Below are 21,125 nucleotides of genomic sequence, written 5' to 3'. Positions count from 1 at the left end.
CGCGGCACAATCTGTAACGCGCCCGCCGTGATGACGCTATTCCGTGGACGCTCGCTAGAGTAAATGAGTGCGTAATTACACTACTGAAGCCGAGCCCACCGCATTAGTGCGGCCATGGTTGGAACCCCTCCTGCCGGAGCTGATCGACTTCCGCCGAGATCTGCACGCGCACCCCGAGCTTTCCTTCAAGGAATTCCGCACCACAGACAAGCTGTTGGAGCGGCTCGAAGCCGCCGGACTGGCTCCGCGGCGGCTTGAAGGCACCGGCCTCACCGTCGACATCGGCGAGGGGCCCATCGCCACAGCGCTCCGGGGCGACATTGACGCCCTGCCCATCATCGAGGAAACGGGGCTGCCGTTTGCCTCGAAGAACCATGGCGTCACGCATGCCTGTGGCCACGACGTACACACCGCCGCCATGCTCGGCGTCGCTCTGGTCCTGCAGCGCATGCACGAGGAGTCCCCGCTGGGCGGTTCGGTCCGGATCATTTTCCAGCCTGCCGAGGAGACCATGCCCGGCGGCGCTCTGTCCTGCATTGAGCAGGGCGTCCTGGACGGTGTGCCGCGCATCCTTGCGCTGCACTGTGACCCGAGGATCGACGTCGGACGCATCGGCACGCGCATCGGCGCCATCACTTCCGCCTCGGACACCATCAGGATCGAGCTGAGCGGCCGCGGCGGCCATACCTCCCGTCCGCACCTGACGGAGGACCTCGTGTTCGCCCTGGCACAGATCGCCGTGAATGTTCCGGCTGTGCTGTCCCGCCGCGTTGACGTGCGCAGCGGTGTCTCTGTGGTGTGGGGCCATATCTCCGCCGGATCGGCGCCGAACGCCATTCCCGGCACGGGCTTCATGGCCGGGACCATGCGCTGCCTGGACCGCGATGCCTGGAAGGACGCCGGCGAGCTCCTGGACGAAGTGGTACATCAGGTGGCCGCGCCCTACGGTGTCGAAGTACGCCTGGAGCACACCAGGGGAGTGCCGCCGGTGGTGAACTCCGAGGACGAGACGGCTCTGATCGAGGCCGCAGCCCGCGCTGAAATCGGCGAGGGCGCCGTAGTGCTGACGCCGCAGTCCATGGGCGGCGAGGACTTCGCCTGGTTCCTGGCTGAACGGCCTGGCGCCATGATGCGCCTGGGTACCAAGACCCCCGGCGGCGAAGAGTACGACCTGCACCGCGGTGACTACATCCTGGACGAACGCGCCCTGGGCCTGGGTATCCAGGTCCTCACGGCAGCTGCCCTCCGGACCATCCGCGACCTCTAGCCCCGCGCCCCCCGACCTACCTAAACCCCTGGCGCGAACGGACACTTAACCACCACCCCCGGCGCGAACTGGCAGATAACACCCTCAAATCCCGGTTTTGAGGGTGTTATCTGCTCGTTCACGCGTCCCTTTGGCGCGGTAATTTGTGCACAATTGAATTGTGGACTACCGTCTTAGGTATGACTGAAGCCCCCCGCCTCGACCGCCAGGTGTGTTTTGCGCTGTACTCCGCGTCCCGCGCGGCAACAGCGGTCTACCGCCCCGTCTTGGAAGACCTCGGCCTGACGTACCCGCAATATCTGGTGATGCTGGTCCTCTGGGAATCGGAGCCGAAGGGCGTCAAGGAGCTCGGCGAGGAACTGGGCCTTGACTCCGGCACGCTGTCGCCGCTGCTCAAGCGGCTTGAGGCCATGGGGCTCGTGGAGCGCCGCCGGTCCGGGGAAGATGAGCGCCGTGTTGCAGTCCACCTGACGCCGACCGGGCGCTCGCTCAGCAGCAAGGCCAGCGGGATTCCACGGCACCTTGCGGACGCCGCCGGGTTGTCATCCGAGGAGCTGGAACAGCTTCGCACCACCTTGGAAAGGCTCACCGAAGCTCTTCACCGCGCGCACTGAGCGCCAAGATTTTCCGTTATCCACATCCAACAGGACGGACCACATATGAAGACTCTCTACACTGCCGAGGCCCTCGCTTCCGGCGAAGGCCGGGACGGCAACGCACGCACCAACGACGGCAAGCTGGATGTCTGCCTGGCCAGCCCTGTGGAGCTGGGCGGTGACGGCCAGGGCACCAACCCGGAGCAGCTGTTTGCCGCCGGTTACGCGGCCTGCTTCCACTCCGCGCTCCGCCTCGTAGGGCGCAAGGAGCGCGCAGACCTGACCGACTCGGCCGTCGCGGCCAAGATCCACTTTGGCGCGCTGACAGACGGCGTGGGCTATGGCCTCGCTGCTGAACTGGAGATCGCTGTTCCGGCCCTGGATCTCGCCACGGCCGAGGCCCTGGTCGCCCAAGCGCATCAGATTTGCCCATATTCCAACGCCACCCGCGGAAACATGACGGTGGACATCAAGATCCTGGAGTTCGCAGCATGAGCCTGACAACGGCACTTCCAACATCCAGCCGGGAAATCCGCCTGGCCTCACGTCCGGTAGGGCGTCCGGTCAGTGAGAACTTCCGGCTGGCAGAGTCACCGCTGACGGAGCTTCAGGACGGCCAGATCCTGGTCCGCAACCTCTACATCTCCGTGGACCCTTACATGCGCGGCCGTATGAACGACGTCAAGTCGTACTCGGCGCCGTTCGCGCTGGATGCAGCGCTCGACGGCGGCGCCATTGGTGAGGTCATCGCGTCCAGGGCCGAAGGGCGGAAAGTGGGGGACGCCGTCGTCCATCAGCTGGGCTGGCGGGAATTCGCCGTACTGGACGCAGACTCAACCTCGGTTGCCCGCACGGACCTTGCGCCGGCGTCGGCGTTCCTTGGCGCGCTGGGCATGACCGGCCTGACGGCGTACGCCGGCCTGCTCAAAGTGGCGGAGTTCAAACCCGGCGATGCGGTGTTCGTGTCAGGTGCGGCGGGTGCCGTGGGCTCTCTTGTGGGCCAGATCGCCAAGGCGATGGGCGCTTCCAGGGTCATCGGCAGCGCGGGAACCGCGGAGAAGGTGGCCCGGCTCCTGGAACTGGGCTTCGACGCCGCGTTTAACTATAACGACGGGCCGGTGCTGGACCAGCTTGTCCAGGCCGCAGGACCCGCAGGCATTGACGTGTATTTCGACAACGTGGGCGGCGATCACCTGGAAGCTGCCCTGGCGGTCCTGAATGTGGGCGGCCGCGTTGCCATGTGCGGCGCGATAGCCCAGTACAACTCCACCGAACCCACCCCGTCACCGCGGAACCTCGCGCTTGCCATTGGCAAGCAGCTCATCCTGCGGGGGTTCCTGGTCGGCGGACAGCGCCAGCACAGTGCTGAATTCTTCGGGAAGATGTCAGCCTGGCTTGCGGACGGTTCAGTCCAGTATGACGAGACCGTGGTGGATGGACTGGAGAATGCGCCCCAGGCCTTCATGGATCTGCTCGATGGTGCGAACACCGGCAAGATGCTGGTGCGCCTCTAAGCTCCCCACCAGCGCGAACGGACACTTGGGGCCCCTCCCGGGCGGGCCCCAAGTGTCCGTTCGCGCTTAAAGGAGGGGCGCAGCCAAGACGACTTCTACTGGTTGGTAACAAATTCTCAACAATCTTCGGGATCCGGCGCCAATGTGGTAGCGGATGTGCTGCAGGCCACTAATGTTGGTTCTATCAGAGCGCTTCGGCGCAGTGCTGCGGACCGTCAGTGAAAACAGAATTTCAGGGTTGAAACAGACACTCATTGAATTCACGTCGTAGCGCCTCTCTCTTCATCCTGGAGGAATCTTGAAGACATCACTGCGTGCACACGTCAAGCGCGGTTCAGTTGCTAGCGTGGCCACCATGGGTGCTACCGCACTCCTGCTGACCAGTTGCGGTGCGCCGCCCGAAGCCGGCAGCCCCACCGCGACGGCCACAGACTACACCGGTTGCATCGTTTCCGACTCCGGCGGATTCGATGACCAGTCGTTCAACCAGTCCTCCTACGATGGACTGAAGAAGGCTGAGAAGGACCTGGGCATCAAGGTCAACCAGGTCGAGTCCAAGACCAACAACGACTATGAGCCAAACCTCCGTGCCATGGTTGCCGCTAACTGCGACCTCACCCTGACCATCGGCTTCCTGTTGGGTGACGCCACGAAGACCCAGGCCGCGGCAAACCCGGAGAGCCACTTCGCCATCATCGACTTCGGCTACGACACGCCCATCAGCAACGTCAAGCCCATCATCTACGACACCTCCCAGGCTGCGTTCCTGGCCGGTTACCTCGCTGCAGGCACCACCAAGACCGGAACCGTGGCCACCTTTGGCGGCATCAAGATCCCCACGGTCACCATCTTCATGGACGGCTATGCCGACGGCGTGAAGTACTACAACGAGAAGAAGGGCACCAGCGTCAAAGTCCTTGGCTGGGACAAAGCCTCACAGGACGGCAGCTTTACCGGTGACTTCGAAAAGCAGGACGTTGGCAAGCAGCTCACCCAGAACTTCCTGGACCAGGGCGCGGACATCGTGATGCCCGTAGCCGGTCCGGTGGGCAAGGGCGCCGGCGCAGCCCTGAACGAAGCGAAGGCGGCAGGCAAGGACGTCAAGATGATCTGGGTGGACTCCGATGGCTTCCTCACTGCACCGGAATACAAGGACATCATGCTGTCCTCGGTCATGAAGCTCATGGGCGAGGCCGTTGAGACCGTAGTGAAGGAAGACAAGGAAGGCAAGTTCACCAACACGCCCTACGTGGGCACATTGGCGAACGACGGCGTCCAGCTGGCACCGTTCCACAGCTTCGACTCCCAGGTCTCTGCCGATCTGAAGTCCGAGCTGGACCAGCTCAAGAAAGACATCGTCGACGGCAAGCTGAAGGTCGAGTCAGCAGCAAGTCCCAAGGTATAGGCATCCTCGCCAAGCGCCGCCCCCGGATGGTCTTCGACTGCCCGGAGGTGGCGCTTTGCGTTGCAATGCAGGCCTCCGCGCTACCGCCCACCCGAGGCTGCAGGCACTAGGCTGGTGCTGCAGCCTCCTATCCCGTCCGGTTCCTGTACGGACGCTTCGAGATTGGTCAGAGTTTTGAAACTTGAACTCAGAGGGATCACCAAACGCTTCGGCTCCCTGCTCGCCAACGACCACATTGACGTGGTGGTTGAACCCGGACAGATCCACTGTCTGCTGGGCGAGAACGGGGCCGGCAAGTCCACCCTGATGAATGTGCTGTATGGGCTCTACGAGCCCTCCGAGGGCGAGATCCTCATCGACGACAAACCGGTTTCGTTCCGCGGGCCCGGCGACGCCATGGCCGCCGGGATCGGCATGGTGCACCAGCACTTCATGCTGGTCCCCGTCTTCACCGTCGCGGAGAACGTGGCCCTTGGAGCCGAGACCACCAAGGCCGGCGGCTTCCTCAATCTGGAGGACACCCGCCGCAAGATCAAGCAGATTTCCGACCGCTACGGGTTCGACGTCGATCCCGACGCGCTGGTGGAGGACCTCCCCGTGGGTGTCCAGCAGCGTGTGGAAATCATCAAGGCACTGGTCCGCGACGCCAGGGTACTGATCCTGGATGAGCCCACGGCAGTGCTGACGCCCCAGGAAACGGACGAACTGCTGGACATCATGCGCCAGCTCAAGTCCAGCGGAACCTCGATTGTCTTCATCTCGCACAAGCTGCGTGAAGTGAAAGCCGTCTCGGACACCATCACCGTGATCCGCCGCGGCAAAGTTGTGGGTTCGGCCAGTCCTGGTGACTCCACAGCAGAGCTGGCCTCCATGATGGTGGGCCGCGCCGTCAGCCTCACGCTCGACAAAGCCCCCGCCAGCCCCAAGGAGAAGACTTTCCAGGTCAAGGACCTCACAGTCATTGCTCCGAACGGTCAGCACACCGTGGACGGCATCAGTTTCGACATTGCGCGCGGAGAGATCCTGGCGGTTGCGGGCGTCCAAGGCAACGGGCAGACCGAACTGACCGAAGCCATCCTCGGGCTGCAGGACCGCGTGCAGGGCTCCATTCTCCTGGACAACGTGGAGCTCGTGGGCCGCAGCGTGAAGGACGTCCTCAACGCCGGTGTCGGCTTCGTCCCGGAAGATAGGTCTGTCGATGGCCTGATCGGCACGTTCTCGATCGCCGAAAACCTGATCCTTGACCGTTACGATCAGCCACCGTTTGCCAAGGGCATCAGCATGAGCCCGGCAAAGGTCCTGGAGAACGCGAAATCGCGGATCGATGAGTTCGATGTCCGGACGCCCTCGGGCCTGCTGGCCGCCGGCACCCTCTCGGGCGGCAACCAGCAAAAGGTGGTCATGGCGCGGGAACTGTCCCGGCCGCTGCGCCTCTTTATCGCCTCCCAGCCCACCCGCGGCGTGGACGTCGGGTCCATCGAGTTCCTGCACAAGCGGATCGTGTCCGAACGTGACCAGGGCACACCGGTCATGATCATCTCCACCGAACTGGATGAGGTCATGGAACTCGCCGACCGTATCGCCGTGCTCTACAAGGGCAAACTTGTGGGAATCGTCCCCGCAGGCACCGGACGCGATGTCCTGGGCCTGATGATGGCAGGGATCTCCGCGGAAGACGCGGCCAGCGCAGACCATGCCGGCCCGGTGAAAGCTGACACACCGGCCACTGAAACGCCCCCGGCCGACACGAAGGATGCCGCTACCGCAGAACGCCGTGCAGCCTCCAGCCCCGAAGGAGGCGATCATGTCTGAAAAGCATCCCCCTAAACATGCTGACCAGCACCCGAAACCGCACCAGCCGACCCCGGCGGCGGACGAAACCGCCGCAGGGGTGGCCGTGGACACGGCCGGCGGCACCATCAGCCCTTCAGCCTTACCAGCCAGTGCCCAAAGCGGAAAGCTGCCCGGCGGGCCGGACACGCTGCTCCGGAAGATCTTCACCGGCAGCGGCATGGTCTCAGTCCTGGCGGTGCTGCTGGCACTCGTGATCGGCGGACTGCTCATTGCCGCCACGGACGAACGCGTCGGTGCCACGTCGTCGTACATTTTCGCCCGGCCCACCGATTTCCTTTCCGCGGTCTGGGACGCTGCCACCCGGTCCTATGTGGCGTTGTTCCAGGGGTCCGTCTTCAACCCGAGGGGTTCCAGCCTGGCCGCCCGGTTCGCACCCATGATGGAGACTCTCACCATCGCCACACCGCTCATCACGGCTGGCCTGGGCGTTGCCCTCGCGTTCCGGGCAGGCCTGTTCAACATTGGTGCCCAGGGCCAGATCATCATGGCAGGCATCCTGGCGGCCTGGGTTGGTTTTGCCCTGCACCTTCCCCTGGGCCTGCACCTGTTGCTGGTGCTGGTTGCGGGCATCATGGGCGGCGCTCTCTGGGGTGGCCTGGTTGGCCTTCTCAAAGCCAGGACAGGTGCCCACGAAGTCATCGTGACCATCATGTTCAACTACATCGCCCTTTACTTCCTGCGGTACCTGCTGAACACGCCGGCGTTCCAGCGCCCGGGGGAGTCGAACCCGATCTCGCCCATCCTGGATCCCACCGCGATCTACCCCCAGATTTTCGGCTCGCAGTACCGCCTGCACCTTGGCTTTGTCCTGGCCATCGCGGCCACCGTCCTGGTGTGGTGGCTGCTGAACCGCTCCACCGTCGGCTTTGAATTCCGGGCAGTCGGGGCCAACCCCAAGGCCTCGCTGACCGCCGGCATCAACGTCTCGCGATCCACCATCCTGGTCATGGCAATAGCCGGCGCACTCGCCGGAATGTCCGGAGTGGCCCAGGTGGCGGGCACGGAAAAGGTCCTGACAGACGGCGTCGCTGCAACGTACGGGTTTGACGCCATCACGGTGGCGCTGCTGGGACGTTCGACGCCGTGGGGCACCTTCGCTGCCGGCCTGCTGTTCGGCGCCTTCCGCGCCGGTGCCGTGCAGATGCAGATCCAGACCGGAACGCCCATCGACATCGTTCTGGTGGTCCAGTCGCTGATTGTCCTCTTTATCGCGGCCCCGCCGCTGGTGCGGGCAGTCTTCGGGCTGAACCCCCGCCGCAAGAAGCCGGCCAAGGCCGGCAAATCCCAGCAGGCAGCAACCACCGGAGGCGCAGCATGAGCGCAACAGCAACATCGCCCCTGCCGGGACGCGGAACGCCCGGAACATCGCCCCAGGCCGACGAGGCCCAGCCAACATCCGGCAAACCTGTGCTCTGGAAAACCCCCGTCCTGCTCTCGGCGCTGGGACTCGTCGCTTTTGTTTTCTTCGGCCTGATGGGATCAGCGCAGACCGCAAGGTTCGGAATTTCCACCGGCGGGGATTTCTTCCAGCTGCCCACGCTGGAGGTTCCTGCAATGCCGGGCGGCATCGTCCTCTCGGTCCTGATGCTTGGGCTGGCGGCCTATGCCGTCTATCTGAAGACCAAGGCCCGGCCCACTCCGGCCTGGCTGACCGTCACTTTTACGGTGCTGTTTGTGGCAGCCTTCCTCATCTGGGTGGTGGGCGGTGCCCGGACGCCCAGCATTTCGCTGGCCGGACTCATCGCCGGTTCGGTCACCCTGGCCGTCCCGCTGGTGTTCGGCTCTTTGTCCGGCGTGCTGTGCGAGCGGGTCGGGGTAGTCAACATCGCCATCGAAGGCCAACTCCTGGGCGGCGCCTTCACCGCGGCAATCGTGGCCAGCATTACGCAGAACCCCTTCGTGGGCCTGCTTGCGGCCGCTGTGGCCGGCGCGGCGGTGTCCATGGTGCTTGCGGTGTTCAGCATCAAGTACCTGGTCAACCAAATCATCGTCGGCGTGGTGCTCAACGTCCTGATTTCCGGCGTCACCGGCTTCCTGTTCAGCACTGTTATGCAGGCGGACAAAGCCAAGTTCAACTCACCGCCCGGCCTGGACATCGTCCAGATTCCCATCCTCTCCGGAATCCCGATCCTCGGCCCCATCCTGTTCAAGCAGTCGCTGGTTGGCTATCTGATGTACGTCGCCGTCATCGTTGTCTGGGTTGGGCTGTTCAAAACCAAGTGGGGCCTTCGGGTCCGCGCTGTGGGTGAACACCCGCAGGCAGCCGACACGATGGGCATCAAGGTCAACGCCACGCGCTTCTGGAACGTGACCCTGGGTGGTGCCATTGCAGGAATCGGTGGCTCGTTCTTCACGCTCGTGGCGATCGACAGCTTCACGAAGGAGATCTCCGGCGGACGAGGCTTCATCGCACTCGCCGCGCTGATCTTCGGACGCTGGAACCCGATCGGCGCGTTCTTCGCCGCCCTGCTGTTCGGCTTTGCAGACAACCTGCAGAGCATTGTGACCATCATCGGAACCCCGGTGCCGAGCCAGTTCATGGCCATGCTGCCCTACCTGGTGACGGTGCTGGCCGTGGCCGGGCTGGTGGGCAGGTCCCGGCCACCGGCAGCCAGCGGCATCCCGTATGTCAAGGGTTGACGGCCGTGGAACAGGATCGGGTTTCGCTTCCCATCGACTGGCAGGCCTTGGAGGCCGCGGCCGTGGACGCCATGAAAAACGCCTACACCCCGTATTCGAAGTTCCCGGTGGGGGCCGCGGCCTTCACCGAGGACGGGCGGCTGGTCAGCGGCTGCAACGTGGAGAACGCCAGCTACGGGCTCTCCCTGTGTGCTGAATGTGCCCTGGTGGGAAACCTGCACATGACCGGCGGCGGGTTGTTGCGCGCCTTCTACTGCGTAGACGCTGCGGGCAACGTGCTGATGCCGTGCGGCCGCTGCCGGCAGCTTCTCTATGAATTCCGCGCGCCTGACATGGAGCTTATGACCACCCAAGGCATCAAAACCATGGACCAGGTGCTGCCCGACGCATTTGGTCCCCAAAACCTGGAGGATCCAAGGTGACACAGGCAACTGAGGCATTCGACGCCGTCGACATCATCCGCACCAAGCGGGACCGGGGCGCCCTGAGCCCGGAGCAGATCGACTGGACCATTGACGCGTACACCCGCGGGGTCATCGCCGACGAACAGATGGCCGCGTTGAACATGGCCATCCTGCTCAACGGCATGGACCGCGCCGAAATTTCGCGCTGGACGGCGGCGATGATCGCCTCGGGCGAACGGATGGACTTCGGCGGCCTCCGGCGGCCCGACGGCGGTGTGAAGGCTACCAGCGACAAGCATTCCACCGGGGGAGTGGGGGACAAGATCACGCTGCCGCTGGCACCGCTGGTGGCAGTGTTCGGCGTGGCCGTGCCGCAGCTGTCCGGCCGCGGGCTGGGCCACACCGGCGGCACCCTGGACAAGCTGGAATCGATCCCCGGCTGGCGGGCGGCCCTGAGCAACGACGAAATGATGGCGCAGCTTCAGGACGTGGGCGCCGTGATCTGCGCTGCAGGGGCGGGGCTGGCGCCGGCGGACAGGAAGCTCTACGCACTGCGGGACGTCACCGGCACGGTCGAGGCGATCCCGCTGATCGCCTCCTCGATCATGAGCAAGAAGATCGCCGAAGGCACGGGGTCCCTGGTCCTGGACGTGAAGGTGGGTAGTGGAGCCTTTATGAAGGACGAGGTCCGGGCACGCGAACTGGCCGAAACCATGGTGGCCCTCGGCAAGGACGCGGGAGTGAACACCGTGGCGCTGCTGACCAACATGAACACCCCGCTCGGCCTCACCGCAGGCAACGCGATCGAAGTGGAGGAATCCGTGGAGGTCCTGGCCGGCGGCGGCCCGGAAGACGTCGTCGAACTCACCGTCCGGCTGGCCGAAGAAATGCTGGCCTGCGCTGGCGTACACGACGCCGATCCGCGCGCCGCGTTGAAGGACGGCCGGGCCATGGACGTCTGGAACCGGATGATCGAAGCGCAGGGCGGAGATCCGCGCGCCAAGCTGCCGGTCGCCAAGGAATCCGAGGTCATCTACGCCCCGGCCGACGGTGTCCTGGTAGGGCTCGATGCCTTGGCAGTGGGCGTTGCGGCGTGGCGCCTCGGCGCGGGACGTGCCCGCAAGGAAGACGCCGTCCAGGCCGGTGCAGGGATCCGCATGCATGCAAAGCCTGGTGCCACGGTCCGTGCCGGCGAGCCGCTGATGACGCTGCTCACGGACACGCCGGAAAAGTTCGCACGCGCCAAGGAATCTCTTGAACACGCCGTCACGGTTGCCCCGGAAGGGTCGCGCCCGGCCCAGCAGCTCATCATCGACCGAATAGCATAGGGACAATGCAGGCCATCAATGAATTCATCCTTGCCGCCGCCGGGCAGCCGTGGGTGCTCCTCCTTGTGCTGGCCTGCTGCCTGATCGACGGGTTTTTCCCGCCTATCCCCAGTGAATCCGTGGTGGTGGGGCTGGCCGCAGTGGCCGCCACCGCGGACGTCCCCAATCCCTGGCTGCTGATGGCCGTCGCGGGCCTGGGCGCCTTCTCAGGCGACAACATCGCGTATGTCATTGGCCGCCGGGTGGGTACCCGGCGCTGGCACTGGATGCGCGGACCGCGGATGCAAAGTGCCTTCCGATGGGCAGGAGACGAGCTGAGGAAGCGGCCGGCGTCGCTCATCCTGGTGGCGCGGTTCATCCCTATCGGAAGGGTTGCCGTTAACCTCACCGCGGGCGTGACCCACTATCACCACTTGCGTTTCGTCGGCCTGACGGTCCTTTCCGCCACGCTCTGGGCCTCCTACTCGGTGGGTATCGGGTTGTTCTTCGGCCAGTGGTTCGAGAACAACCATCTGCTCGGCGCGGCCATCGCAATCGTCTGCGCCGTGGGCCTTGGAATCGTGGTGGATCTGATCATTAACCGCATCCGGGGAAAGGTTCCTGTGGTGGAGCGCCTGAAGGATCCGGAACCCTAGGGTTTGCGGCGTCCGTGCGTAGCGGGCAGGGTCCCGGGCATGGGACACTGAAGAGCGACTTACGTCACTTCCGGCTGCATCATTTCGTCTAGGAGCAAGACCCGCGTGGAGTTTATTAATGAGGCCGTGCTCCATGCAGCGGGCCAATGGTGGATCTACCCGGTCCTTCTGGTGTTCTTCTTCATCGACGGCTTTGCCATGGTGGTCCCCAGTGAGACGCTGATTGTGGCGTTGGCCGCGTTTTCCCGGCACAGCGGTGAACCGAATCTCTGGATCCTGGGCGCGACAGCACTGGTCGGTGCCATCGCCGGCGACAACATGGCCTTTATGCTCGGCCGCAGGATCGGCCTCAACCGCTGGAAGTGGATGCGGCGTCCCAAAGTGCAGAAGGCCTTCGGCTGGGCACGGTATGAACTCGAAAAACGCGGCGCCGTCCTGATCTTCACGGCGCGCTATATTCCCTGGGGCCGGGTGGCGGTCAACTATGTGGCCGGCAGTACCGGCTTCGCGCACCGCCGGTTCTTCCTGCTGGATGCCTTCGCCTGCATCACGTGGGTGGGGTACTCCATCGGCATCGGGATCCTGGCCAGTTCGTTCCCCTGGCTCCACCACAACCCGCTGCTCAGCGCAGGCATTGCCGTGGTGTTCGCGATCGTGCTGGGCATCCTGATCGACCACCTCCTGCGCTGGTGGCACAAGCACCTGGCCCGCAATGACGCCGAAACTGTGGATGAATGGCTCGACGGCGGCCCGGAAGGTGCCCTGCCCGCGCACACCGCGGCTTCGCCGCTGCTGGCGTCCTCCCCGGCTGAGGCTGAGCAGCGCGGACAGTAGCGGCTGGCATAAGCCGCTTCCCGACCCTAAGGTTGGAAGGTGACTGAGCCTATTGTTGACGCTGCCCCTGCCATCGATTTCGACCTGAAGAGCCTGCCTAAGGTTTCGCTCCACGACCACCTGGACGGTGGTCTCCGTCCAGCCACCATCATCGAACTGGCCGAGGCCGTTGGCCACACGTTGCCCTCTACCGATCCGGTGGCCCTGGGCGAGTGGTTCCGCGAGTCCGCGGACTCCGGCTCGCTGGTCCGCTACCTGGAGACGTTCGACCACACAGTCGCCGTGATGCAGACCAAGGAAGGCCTCATCCGCGTCGCCAAGGAATTCGTGGAGGACCTCGCGGACGACGGCGTGGTGTACGGCGAAGTGCGCTGGGCACCGGAGCAGCACCTCCAGAAGGGCCTGTCCCTGGACGAGGTTGTTGAAGCAGTCCAGGATGGCCTCGAAGCCGGCGTGGACGCCGTGACCGAAAGCGGCCGCGAAATCCAGGTGGGTCAGCTGATCACCGCCATGCGCCACGCAGACCGTGGCCAGGAAATCGCGGAACTGGCTGTCCGCCACCGCAACAAGGGCGCTGTGGGCTTTGACATCGCCGGGGCTGAAGACGGCTTCCTCCCGTCCCGGTTCAAGGACGCCTTCACGTACCTCGCCCAGCACAACTTCCCCGCGACGGTACACGCCGGCGAGGCCGCCGGACTCGAAAGCATCCAGTCCGCCCTCGTTGACGGCCGGGCACTGCGCTTGGGCCACGGCGTCCGCATCGCCGAGGACATCATGGTGGAGTTCGACGACGAAGACGACGACAGCACGGTGAGCGACGAGGACAGCATCGGCCTGGTCACCTTGGGCGACCTGTCCAGCTGGATCCGCGACCGCGGCATCGCCCTGGAGATCTGCCCGTCATCGAACCTCCAGACCGGAGCGATCGCCGGTTTCGGCGAGGGCATCGAGAGCCACCCGCTGGACATGCTGTACCAGCTGGGCTTCAACGTCACCATCAACACCGACAACCGGCTGATGAGCGGCGTCACCCTGACGGACGAGTTCGAACTCCTCGTGGAAACCTTCGACTACGACCTCGACGATCTGCTGGAGCTCACGCTGAACGCTGCCGAGGCCTCCTTCCTGCCGCTTGAAGAGAAGGAAGCGTTGGTGGAGTACATCAACGACGCCTACGACAACCTTGGCTGAGCAGGCTCCCATCGACAGGCTGGTCGCTGTCGTAGCCCAGCTGCGGGAGCACTGCCCGTGGATGGGCGCCCTCACTCATGCCTCGCTGGTGGAGTACCTCCTAGAGGAGGCCTTTGAGGTTGCCGAGACCATCGAGACCGGCGCGGATGACGCCGAGCTTCGCGGCGAACTGGGCGATGTGCTGCTTCAGGTAGTGCTGCACGCCCGGCTCGCCGAGGAGTGCGGCACGTTCACGTTCGACGACGTCGCCCGCGGGCTGAGTGCCAAAATGGTCCGCCGCAATCCCCATGTCTTCCGGCCTGACGGCACGCTGCAGGACACCTTCCCTGCCTCGGTGGCCGAGATTGTCCGGAAGTGGGACGCCGTGAAGACTGCGGAACGTCCGGAGCGAACGGGGCCCTTTGAAGGGATCCCGGACGCGCTGCCGGCCCTGGCGAAGGCGCAGAAGTTCCTTGACCGGGCCGAGCGGGCCGGAACTGTGGTTGAGCTTGCGGAAACCCCGGAAGTCGAAACCGCAACGACGGAGGAGGAGCTCGGCGACCTGCTGCTCGCCGTCGTCGGCTCTGCCCGTGCCAAGGGATTCGACGCCGAACGTGCCCTTCGGGGCGCCATTCGGCGCCAGTTCGCGTCGCCATCATGACGTCCGGGTGATGGATAGGGTTCCGTAACGTGCACCACTCTCGACTAGGCTTGGTCCTGACGAGGACGTCCCAGACTTAACGCTTTTTCCAGCTGTTCGTTCCCCCAAAATCGCCCATAAGGAGCACATCCATGGCGCTTATCGATGCCATCCACGCCCGCGAAATCCTCGATTCCCGCGGAAACCCGACCGTAGAAGTTGAAGTACTGCTCTCCGATGGCCAGATCGGCCGCGCGGCAGTACCCTCCGGTGCCTCCACCGGTGAGCACGAGGCTGTTGAGCTCCGTGACGGAGACAAGGGACGTTACCTCGGCAAGGGTGTCCAGAAGGCCGTTGACGCTGTCATCGACCAGATCGCTCCGGCACTGACCGGCTTCGACGCCACCGACCAGCGCAGCATCGATCAGGCCATGATTGACCTGGACGGCACGCCCAACAAGGCCAAGCTCGGCGCCAACGCCATCCTGGGCGTTTCGCTGGCCGTTGCCAACGCCGCTGCCGCCTCAGCAGACCTGCCGCTGTACAAGTACCTGGGCGGCCCCAACGCGCACGTCCTGCCGGTTCCGCTGATGAACATCCTCAACGGTGGTTCGCACGCCGACTCCGACGTGGACATCCAGGAATTCATGATCGTCCCGATCGGCGCCGAGACCTTCTCCGAGGGCCTCCGCTGGGGCGTCGAGGTCTACCACAACCTCAAGTCCGTCCTGCAGGCCAAGGGCCTGTCCACCGGCCTGGGTGACGAAGGCGGCTTCGCGCCTAACCTGCCGTCCAACCGTGCTGCGCTGGACCTGATCCAGGAAGCCATCACGAACGCCGGCTACACCCCGGGCAAGGACATCGCACTGGCACTGGACGTCGCCTCCTCCGAGTTCTTCAAGGACGGCGCCTACCAGTTCGAGGGCAAGGCACTGTCCGCCACCGAGATGAGCGCCTACTACGCCGAGCTCGTGGCCGACTACCCGCTGGTTTCCATCGAGGATCCCCTGGATGAGAACGACTGGGACGGCTGGAAGACCCTCACCGACAGCATCGGTGACAAGGTCCAGCTCGTCGGCGATGACCTCTTCGTCACCAACCCGGCCATCCTGCAGCGCGGCATCGACACCAAGACCGCCAACTCGCTCCTGGTCAAGGTCAACCAGATCGGTTCACTGACCGAAACGCTGGACGCCGTCAGCCTGGCACAGCGCGCCGGTTACACCACCATCACCTCGCACCGCTCCGGCGAGACCGAGGACACCACCATCGCCGACATCTCGGTGGCCACCAACGCCGGCCAGATCAAGACCGGTGCCCCGGCACGCTCCGAGCGGGTCGCCAAGTACAACCAGCTCCTGCGCATCGAAGAGGAACTCGACGACGCCGCACGCTACGCCGGCCGCAGCGCTTTCCCGCGTTTCAAGGGCTAGTAGCCGCGTAAACCTCTGACCGGTGGCTATGGTTGAAAGACCATAGCCACCGGTTTTTGTTTAGCCGGCATTGATTGAGCCGGCATCAAGCGCAGAGTTGCGGCCAGAGGCAGGCCGCACGTTTCAGGAGTGTCATGGCCACCCGCCGTCCCAAAGTTCCCAAAGCCGCTTCGAGGCATCAGGCCACCACGGACCCAGCCACGGAAGACGCCGGCGTCATCCGCGCCGATTTTGGCGGTACAGCCAGCAGCGCAAAGGGCGGGAACAAGGGCAAAACCGGCCCGGCGTTCAGCGCCGGAACATCCGCATCGGACACCAGGCTCCCGGCAAGCAAAGGGCAGGGGAGCGGCCACAGCGGTGACGCCGCCGGCAAGACACCGAAGCCTGACACCACGCAGGATGACAGCCAGCCGGTGCCCGCCAAGGCGTTCTCCGGCCGCATGCTGGCACTGGCGGTGGTCATGATTGCCATCACCATCATGCTGGCACCCACCGTGAAGATCTTCTTCGACAAACGGGCCGAGCTCGCCGCCCTCAGCGCCGATATTGCCGCCCGCCAGGCCGAGCAGGACGGCCTGCGGCAGCAGATCTCACGGTGGCAGGATCCGAACTACGTGAAACAGCAGGCCCGCGACCGCATTAACATGGTTATGCCGGGTGAATCCGGCTACTGGGTCTTCGGTGGCGATCTGCCGGCCGGAACAAGCAGTAGCCTGACCGCCACAGCAGCACAAGACCCCGCCGATCTGCCGTGGGTGGATTCCCTGTGGGAGTCCATCAGGCGTGCGGCCACAGACTGAACAGCTAGAGGAAGGATGGCCCGCGCCAGTGGAAGAAAACACGGCGACTGCGCCGGAGAAGTCCCGCCAGCCATCAGCACACGATCTTGAAGTACTCAGCAGGCAGTTGGGACGGCCGGTGCGCGATGTGGTGGAAATCCCGGCGCGCTGCGTCTGTGGCAACCCCCTCGTCGCCGCCACCGCACCGCGGCTGAGCAGCGGGACGCCGTTTCCCACCACGTTTTATCTGACGCACCCCGTCATCACGTCGGCGGTTTCCAGGCTGGAAGCTGCCGGGCTGATGAACGACATGAATGAGCGCCTGAGCGCCGATGAGCCCCTCGCGGCCGCCTACCGTGCGGCGCACGAGGACTATCTCGGAGCCCGCGCGGCCATCGGCGAGCGTTCCGGCATCGGCGCCGTCCCGGAGATTGACGGCATCTCCGCCGGCGGCATGCCCACCCGGGTCAAATGCCTCCACGTCCTGGTGGGCCACTCCCTCGCGGCAGGTCCCGGCGTGAACCCGCTGGGGGATGAGGCCATTGCCGGCATCAGTGAATGGTGGACAACGGACCGCTGCTACTGCGACGGCGCCTGGGACACCGCAGGGGAGGCCCCGTCAAAGGATCTCAGCCGCCACGGACCCCAGGGCCTGCCGGAGATCGTGGGCCGGCCCGCTCCGGTCCTCAAGACAGCAAGCGCTGACGGGGCAGGGGCATGACCCGCGTCGCCGCCATCGACTGCGGCACGAACTCGCTCCGCCTGCTCATCGCCGACATCGACCGCAGCAACGGGACAGCGAAGCTCACCGACGTTGTCCGCGAAATGCGGGTTGTCCGGCTGGGCCAGGGCGTGGACGCCACCGGCGAACTTGCCCCTGAGGCACTGGAGCGCACCTTCGCGGCCACAGGGGATTACGCAGCCATGATCCGTGAGTATGGCGCCGAGTCCATCCGTTTTGTGGCAACCTCGGCCAGCCGGGACGCGCGCAACCGCCAGGTTTTTGTGGACGGAATCCGGGAACTGCTGGGCGTTGAGCCGGAGGTTATCTCGGGCGATGAAGAAGCTGCCCTGTCGTTCGCCGGGGCCAGCAGCGTGCTGCCCATCCTTGACGGCGAGCAGGTGCTGGTGGTGGACCTCGGCGGCGGCAGCACGGAGTTCGTCCTCGGAACCTCCGACGGCGTCACGGCCGCCAAGTCCGTGGATGTCGGCTGCGTCCGCCTGACCGAACGGCACCTGCAGGACGATCCGCCCATGGCGGAGCAGATCGCCGCCGCGGAAGCCGACATCGACGCCGCCATCGCCCGGGCGGGGCTGGACGTTCCGCTGGAACGCGCCACAGCCGTCGTCGGGGTGGCCGGCTCGATCACCACCATCACCGCCCATGCCCTGCGGCTTACGGAGTACTCGCCGGCGGCGATCCACGGGACGGAATTGTCCATCGGCACCATCACCGAAGCCGCTACTGACCTCCTCCACATGACCAGGCGAGAACGTGCCGAACTGGCGTACATGCACCCCGGCCGCATCGACGTAATGGGCGCCGGCGGGCTGGTGTGGCGGCGCATCCTGGAGCGGCTGAATGAACTCACCGCGGGCCGGATCGTCACGGCCACGGCCAGTGAACACGATATTCTTGACGGAATTGCCCTGAGCATCCACTAACCAGGCCTTCAGCCAACCAAAGCATGGGAACCCACATGACCAGAGCAACAGCACGGTTCCGCCGGGCCGCGTCAGCTCTCCTGGCGATGACCCTTGCAGGCGTCAGCGTGGCCGCAGGACTGACCCTGGCGCCCGCGGCCATGGCCGACGCTGAACGGGACAAGCAGTACTGGCTTGGCGAAGCCGGAATTACGAAGGCCTGGGAAGTTTCCAAGGGCGCCGGAGTCAAGATCGCGGTGATCGACAGCGGCGTGGATGCCCAGCACCCTGACCTGAAGGGCGCCGTCACCGGAGGCTTCGACGCGTCCGGGGCCGGCAGCCCCAACGGGCAGAAAAGCCTGGGGGTCAAGCCGGAACACGGGACCCTGGTAGCCACCATCCTGGCCGGCCGCGGCCACCAGCCCGCCGGCGCCACCGCTTCGCCCAGTCCCGGCCCCGCTGCCGCAGGCGGACCGGACGGCATGATTGGCGTGGCTCCTGAAGCTGAGATCCTGTCCGTGTCAACGTGGCTGGGATCGGCCAACCCCGCGGGCAAGAGCGATCAGGACCAGATCCCGGAAGCGGTCCGTTGGGCCGTGGACAACGGGGCCAAAGTCATTAACATTTCGCTGGGCAGCGCCACGCCGCAGTGGCCCCAGAGCTGGGACGCTGCCTTCCTCTATGCCGAGCAGAAGGATGTGGTGATCGTGGCCGCCGCCGGAAACCGGATAGGCGGCAACCTCCAGGTCGGGGCTCCCGCCACCATCCCCGGCGTCCTCACCGTCGCCGGCCTGGACCGCAAGGGTACAGCGAGCGTCGACTCGTCCTCCCAGGGGATCAGCATCGGTGTGGCGGCCCCGGCTGAAAACCTGCTGGGCGGGCTGCCGGGCGGCGGCTACGCAGAATGGGCGGGAACATCCGGAGCTGCCCCGATCGTTGCCGGTGTGGCCGCACTCATCCGTTCCAAGTGGCCGGAGATGAGCGCCAAGCAGGTCATCAACCGGATCGTCAGCACGGCCAAGGATGCCGGTCCTGCCGGAAAAGACCCGCTGTACGGCTTTGGCGTGCTGAACGCCGAGGCCGCCCTGAAGGACTCCGTCCCGGAAGCCGCCGCCAACCCGCTCGGCTCCATCTCGGACTGGATCCGCGTGCACCGCCGCGGCAACCTTGGTGCGCCGGCACCGGTGCCCACCGACGAAGTGGCCAGTGCCGTTCCCACGCTGCCCGAGCCCACTGTGCCCGCGGCGGAGGCGCCCTCACAGCGTGACAGTGCCGTTGGCGCCGCCGTCGTGATCGGTTCAGTGATCCTCTTTGTGGTGATCATCGGGGCAGCAGTCCTCCAGCTGCGGAGGGCTGCCCGAAACCCCGGAGCGGCGCGCGAGGAACCCGATACCGGCGCGTTCCAAACCGTTGATTCAGGCGGCAAATCGTAGTTAGTGAAGATTTTCACAAACTGTTGTATCCTTAAATCATGGCAACCACCCCAGAGCTCCAGGACCGTCCCAGGGTACTCGTCGTCGGCGGCGGGTACGTCGGCCTGTACGTAGCACTCAAACTGCAGAAGAAGATCGCGAATGCCGGTGGCATCGTCACCCTCGTGGATCCACTGCCCTACATGACTTACCAGCCCTTCCTGCCCGAAGTGGCCGGCGGCAACATCGAGGCCCGCCACGCGGTGGTCTCGCACCGCCAGCACCTGAAGCAGACTGAACTCATCCAGGGCAGCGTCACCTCGATCGACCACGCCAACCGCACCGCCGTCGTGGCGCCCGCGGACGGCGGAGAGCACATCGAGATCCCCTACTTCGACATCGTGGTGGCCGCAGGCGCCATCACCCGCACGTTCCCCATCAAGGGCCTGGCGGACAAGGGCATCGGCCTGAAGACCATCGAAGAGGCTGTGGCCCTTCGAAACAAGGTGCTGGAGCGCCTCGAGGCCGCGTCCACCATCGCGGACCCCGCTGCCCGCGCCAAGGCACTGACATTCGTGGTTGTCGGTGGCGGCTTCGCCGGCATCGAGTGCATCACCGAAATGGAAGACCTGGCCCGCGCCGCGGTCAAGAACAACCCCCGCATCCGCCAGGAAGAAGTACGCTTCGTCCTGGTTGAAGCCATGGGCCGCATCATGCCGGAGGTCACGGCACCGCAGGCCGAATGGGTTGTGGAGCACCTCCGCAGCCGCGGCATCGAGGTTCTGCTGAACACCTCCCTGGACAGCGCTGAGGGCTCCCTGAAGCTCATCAACCTCCCGGACAAGTCCCTCGCCCAGGAATTCGAAGCCGATACCCTCGTCTGGACTGCCGGCGTGCAGGCCAACCCGATGATCCGCTCCTCCGACTTCCCGCTGGAACCCCGCGGCCGCGTCCGCGTTCTGCCGGACCTCCGCATCGCCGGTGATGAAGGCATCATTGACAACGCCTGGGCCGCCGGCGACATCGCCGCCGTGCCGGACCTCACGGGCAGCGGCCTGCCGGACGGCACCTGCGTCCCGAACGCCCAGCACGCACTTCGCCAGGCCAAGCGTCTCGCCAAGAACCTGTGGGCTTCGCGCTGGGACAAGCCGCTGAAGGACTACAAGCACAAGAACCTGGGTGCTGTGGCCGGCTTCGGCGAGTGGAAGGGCGTTGCCAACATCAACATCCTGGGCCGCATCGGCCTCAAGGGCCCGCTCGCGTGGCTGGCACACCGCGGCTACCACGGTATGGCCATGCCCACCATGGAGCGCAAGGTCCGCGTCATCATGGGTTGGATCCTCGCGTTCTTTATGGGCCGCGACACCACCCAGCTGATCGACCTCGACAACCCGCGCGGTGCCTTCGTGGCCGCTGCCACACCGGCTCCCAAGCCGGCTGCGGCTGCTCCTGCCCCGGCGGCCAGCGCGCCCGAGGCATCCGCCGGAGCGGCAAAGCCCGGCTCCGCCGAGGCCACCCGCGTGGACCCCAAGCAGTCGGTCACCGCGGACGCCAAGTAACACCGGCATCT

20 protein-coding genes are annotated in these 21,125 nt (G+C 65.2%); all 20 read left to right on the top strand.

The genetic code is table 11. The annotated features are described in order from the left end of the window. Window positions 1-67: 67 nt before the first annotated feature. The 20 genes from ACX80X_RS08915 (at window position 68) to ACX80X_RS08820 (ending at window position 21,114) form a co-directional block, all read left to right on the top strand. Window positions 68-1,267: an amidohydrolase gene (locus tag ACX80X_RS08915; protein ID WP_252603650.1), complete on the top strand. Its 1,200-nt coding sequence runs from the start codon at window positions 68-70 to the stop codon at window positions 1,265-1,267. A gap of 179 nt (window positions 1,268-1,446) precedes the next feature. Then, window positions 1,447-1,881 carry a MarR family winged helix-turn-helix transcriptional regulator gene (locus ACX80X_RS08910; RefSeq protein WP_252602441.1) on the top strand — a complete coding sequence of 145 codons (435 nt, stop codon included), beginning with the start codon at window positions 1,447-1,449 and terminating at the stop codon, window positions 1,879-1,881. Between the two features lie 45 nt (window positions 1,882-1,926). Further along, window positions 1,927-2,358, top strand: a complete 432-nt coding sequence (locus ACX80X_RS08905; protein ID WP_459311785.1) for an organic hydroperoxide resistance protein — start codon at window positions 1,927-1,929, stop codon at window positions 2,356-2,358. Continuing rightward, on the top strand, window positions 2,355-3,377 hold the full coding sequence (locus ACX80X_RS08900) for an NADP-dependent oxidoreductase (RefSeq protein WP_252602438.1): 1,023 nt from the start codon (window positions 2,355-2,357) through the stop codon (window positions 3,375-3,377). The genes ACX80X_RS08905 and ACX80X_RS08900 overlap by 4 nt, the downstream gene beginning before the upstream one ends. Before the next feature lie 298 nt (window positions 3,378-3,675). Beyond that, window positions 3,676-4,782 carry a BMP family lipoprotein gene (locus ACX80X_RS08895; RefSeq protein ID WP_445260430.1) on the top strand — a complete coding sequence of 369 codons (1,107 nt, stop codon included), beginning with the start codon at window positions 3,676-3,678 and terminating at the stop codon, window positions 4,780-4,782. Window positions 4,783-4,956: 174 nt separating this feature from the next. Next, complete coding sequence (locus ACX80X_RS08890; protein WP_252602434.1) at window positions 4,957-6,594, top strand: ABC transporter ATP-binding protein; 1,638 nt, start codon at window positions 4,957-4,959, stop codon at window positions 6,592-6,594. Beyond that, window positions 6,587-7,954 carry an ABC transporter permease gene (locus tag ACX80X_RS08885; protein WP_252607795.1) on the top strand — a complete coding sequence of 456 codons (1,368 nt, stop codon included), beginning with the start codon at window positions 6,587-6,589 and terminating at the stop codon, window positions 7,952-7,954. The genes ACX80X_RS08890 and ACX80X_RS08885 overlap by 8 nt, the downstream gene beginning before the upstream one ends. Then, the gene (locus ACX80X_RS08880) at window positions 7,951-9,276 is read left to right on the top strand and encodes an ABC transporter permease (RefSeq protein ID WP_252602428.1); all 1,326 of its coding nucleotides are present in this window, start codon (window positions 7,951-7,953) and stop codon (window positions 9,274-9,276) included. The genes ACX80X_RS08885 and ACX80X_RS08880 overlap by 4 nt, the downstream gene beginning before the upstream one ends. Then, on the top strand, window positions 9,273-9,698 hold the full coding sequence (locus tag ACX80X_RS08875; protein ID WP_374209955.1) for a cytidine deaminase: 426 nt from the start codon (window positions 9,273-9,275) through the stop codon (window positions 9,696-9,698). Before ACX80X_RS08880 ends, ACX80X_RS08875 begins: the two co-directional genes overlap by 4 nt. Continuing rightward, window positions 9,695-11,008: a thymidine phosphorylase gene (locus tag ACX80X_RS08870; RefSeq protein ID WP_252607797.1), complete on the top strand. Its 1,314-nt coding sequence runs from the start codon at window positions 9,695-9,697 to the stop codon at window positions 11,006-11,008. The genes ACX80X_RS08875 and ACX80X_RS08870 overlap by 4 nt, the downstream gene beginning before the upstream one ends. A gap of 5 nt (window positions 11,009-11,013) precedes the next feature. After that, complete coding sequence (locus ACX80X_RS08865) at window positions 11,014-11,643, top strand: DedA family protein (RefSeq protein WP_252607798.1); 630 nt, start codon at window positions 11,014-11,016, stop codon at window positions 11,641-11,643. A 105-nt stretch (window positions 11,644-11,748) separates the two neighbouring features. Further along, window positions 11,749-12,477 carry a DedA family protein gene (locus ACX80X_RS08860; protein WP_252602417.1) on the top strand — a complete coding sequence of 243 codons (729 nt, stop codon included), beginning with the start codon at window positions 11,749-11,751 and terminating at the stop codon, window positions 12,475-12,477. Between the two features lie 39 nt (window positions 12,478-12,516). After that, window positions 12,517-13,668, top strand: coding sequence for an adenosine deaminase (locus tag ACX80X_RS08855; RefSeq protein WP_252602415.1), 1,152 nt, complete (start codon window positions 12,517-12,519; stop codon window positions 13,666-13,668). A gap of 61 nt (window positions 13,669-13,729) precedes the next feature. Beyond that, window positions 13,730-14,308, top strand: a complete 579-nt coding sequence (locus tag ACX80X_RS08850; protein ID WP_252602444.1) for a MazG nucleotide pyrophosphohydrolase domain-containing protein — start codon at window positions 13,730-13,732, stop codon at window positions 14,306-14,308. A gap of 131 nt (window positions 14,309-14,439) precedes the next feature. Continuing rightward, window positions 14,440-15,720, top strand: a complete 1,281-nt coding sequence (gene eno / locus ACX80X_RS08845; RefSeq protein WP_056343550.1) for a phosphopyruvate hydratase — start codon at window positions 14,440-14,442, stop codon at window positions 15,718-15,720. A 134-nt stretch (window positions 15,721-15,854) separates the two neighbouring features. Further along, window positions 15,855-16,520, top strand: coding sequence for an FtsB family cell division protein (locus tag ACX80X_RS08840; RefSeq protein ID WP_252614999.1), 666 nt, complete (start codon window positions 15,855-15,857; stop codon window positions 16,518-16,520). 28 nt (window positions 16,521-16,548) lie between these two features. Further along, on the top strand, window positions 16,549-17,220 hold the full coding sequence (locus ACX80X_RS08835; protein WP_252614998.1) for a DUF501 domain-containing protein: 672 nt from the start codon (window positions 16,549-16,551) through the stop codon (window positions 17,218-17,220). Further along, window positions 17,217-18,164 (top strand): Ppx/GppA phosphatase family protein, encoded by a 948-nt coding sequence (locus ACX80X_RS08830; RefSeq protein ID WP_252614997.1) that lies wholly within the window; start codon window positions 17,217-17,219, stop codon window positions 18,162-18,164. The genes ACX80X_RS08835 and ACX80X_RS08830 overlap by 4 nt, the downstream gene beginning before the upstream one ends. A gap of 35 nt (window positions 18,165-18,199) precedes the next feature. Beyond that, window positions 18,200-19,576: a S8 family serine peptidase gene (locus ACX80X_RS08825; RefSeq protein WP_252602407.1), complete on the top strand. Its 1,377-nt coding sequence runs from the start codon at window positions 18,200-18,202 to the stop codon at window positions 19,574-19,576. A 38-nt stretch (window positions 19,577-19,614) separates the two neighbouring features. After that, window positions 19,615-21,114, top strand: coding sequence for an NAD(P)/FAD-dependent oxidoreductase (locus ACX80X_RS08820; RefSeq protein ID WP_252614996.1), 1,500 nt, complete (start codon window positions 19,615-19,617; stop codon window positions 21,112-21,114). The last annotated feature ends 11 nt before the right edge of the window (window positions 21,115-21,125 follow it).

Source organism: Pseudarthrobacter sp. MDT3-1, from assembly GCF_054510755.1.
The sequence above is the reverse complement of the archived record's forward strand: the minus strand, read 5'-3'. Positions and strand labels throughout refer to the sequence as shown.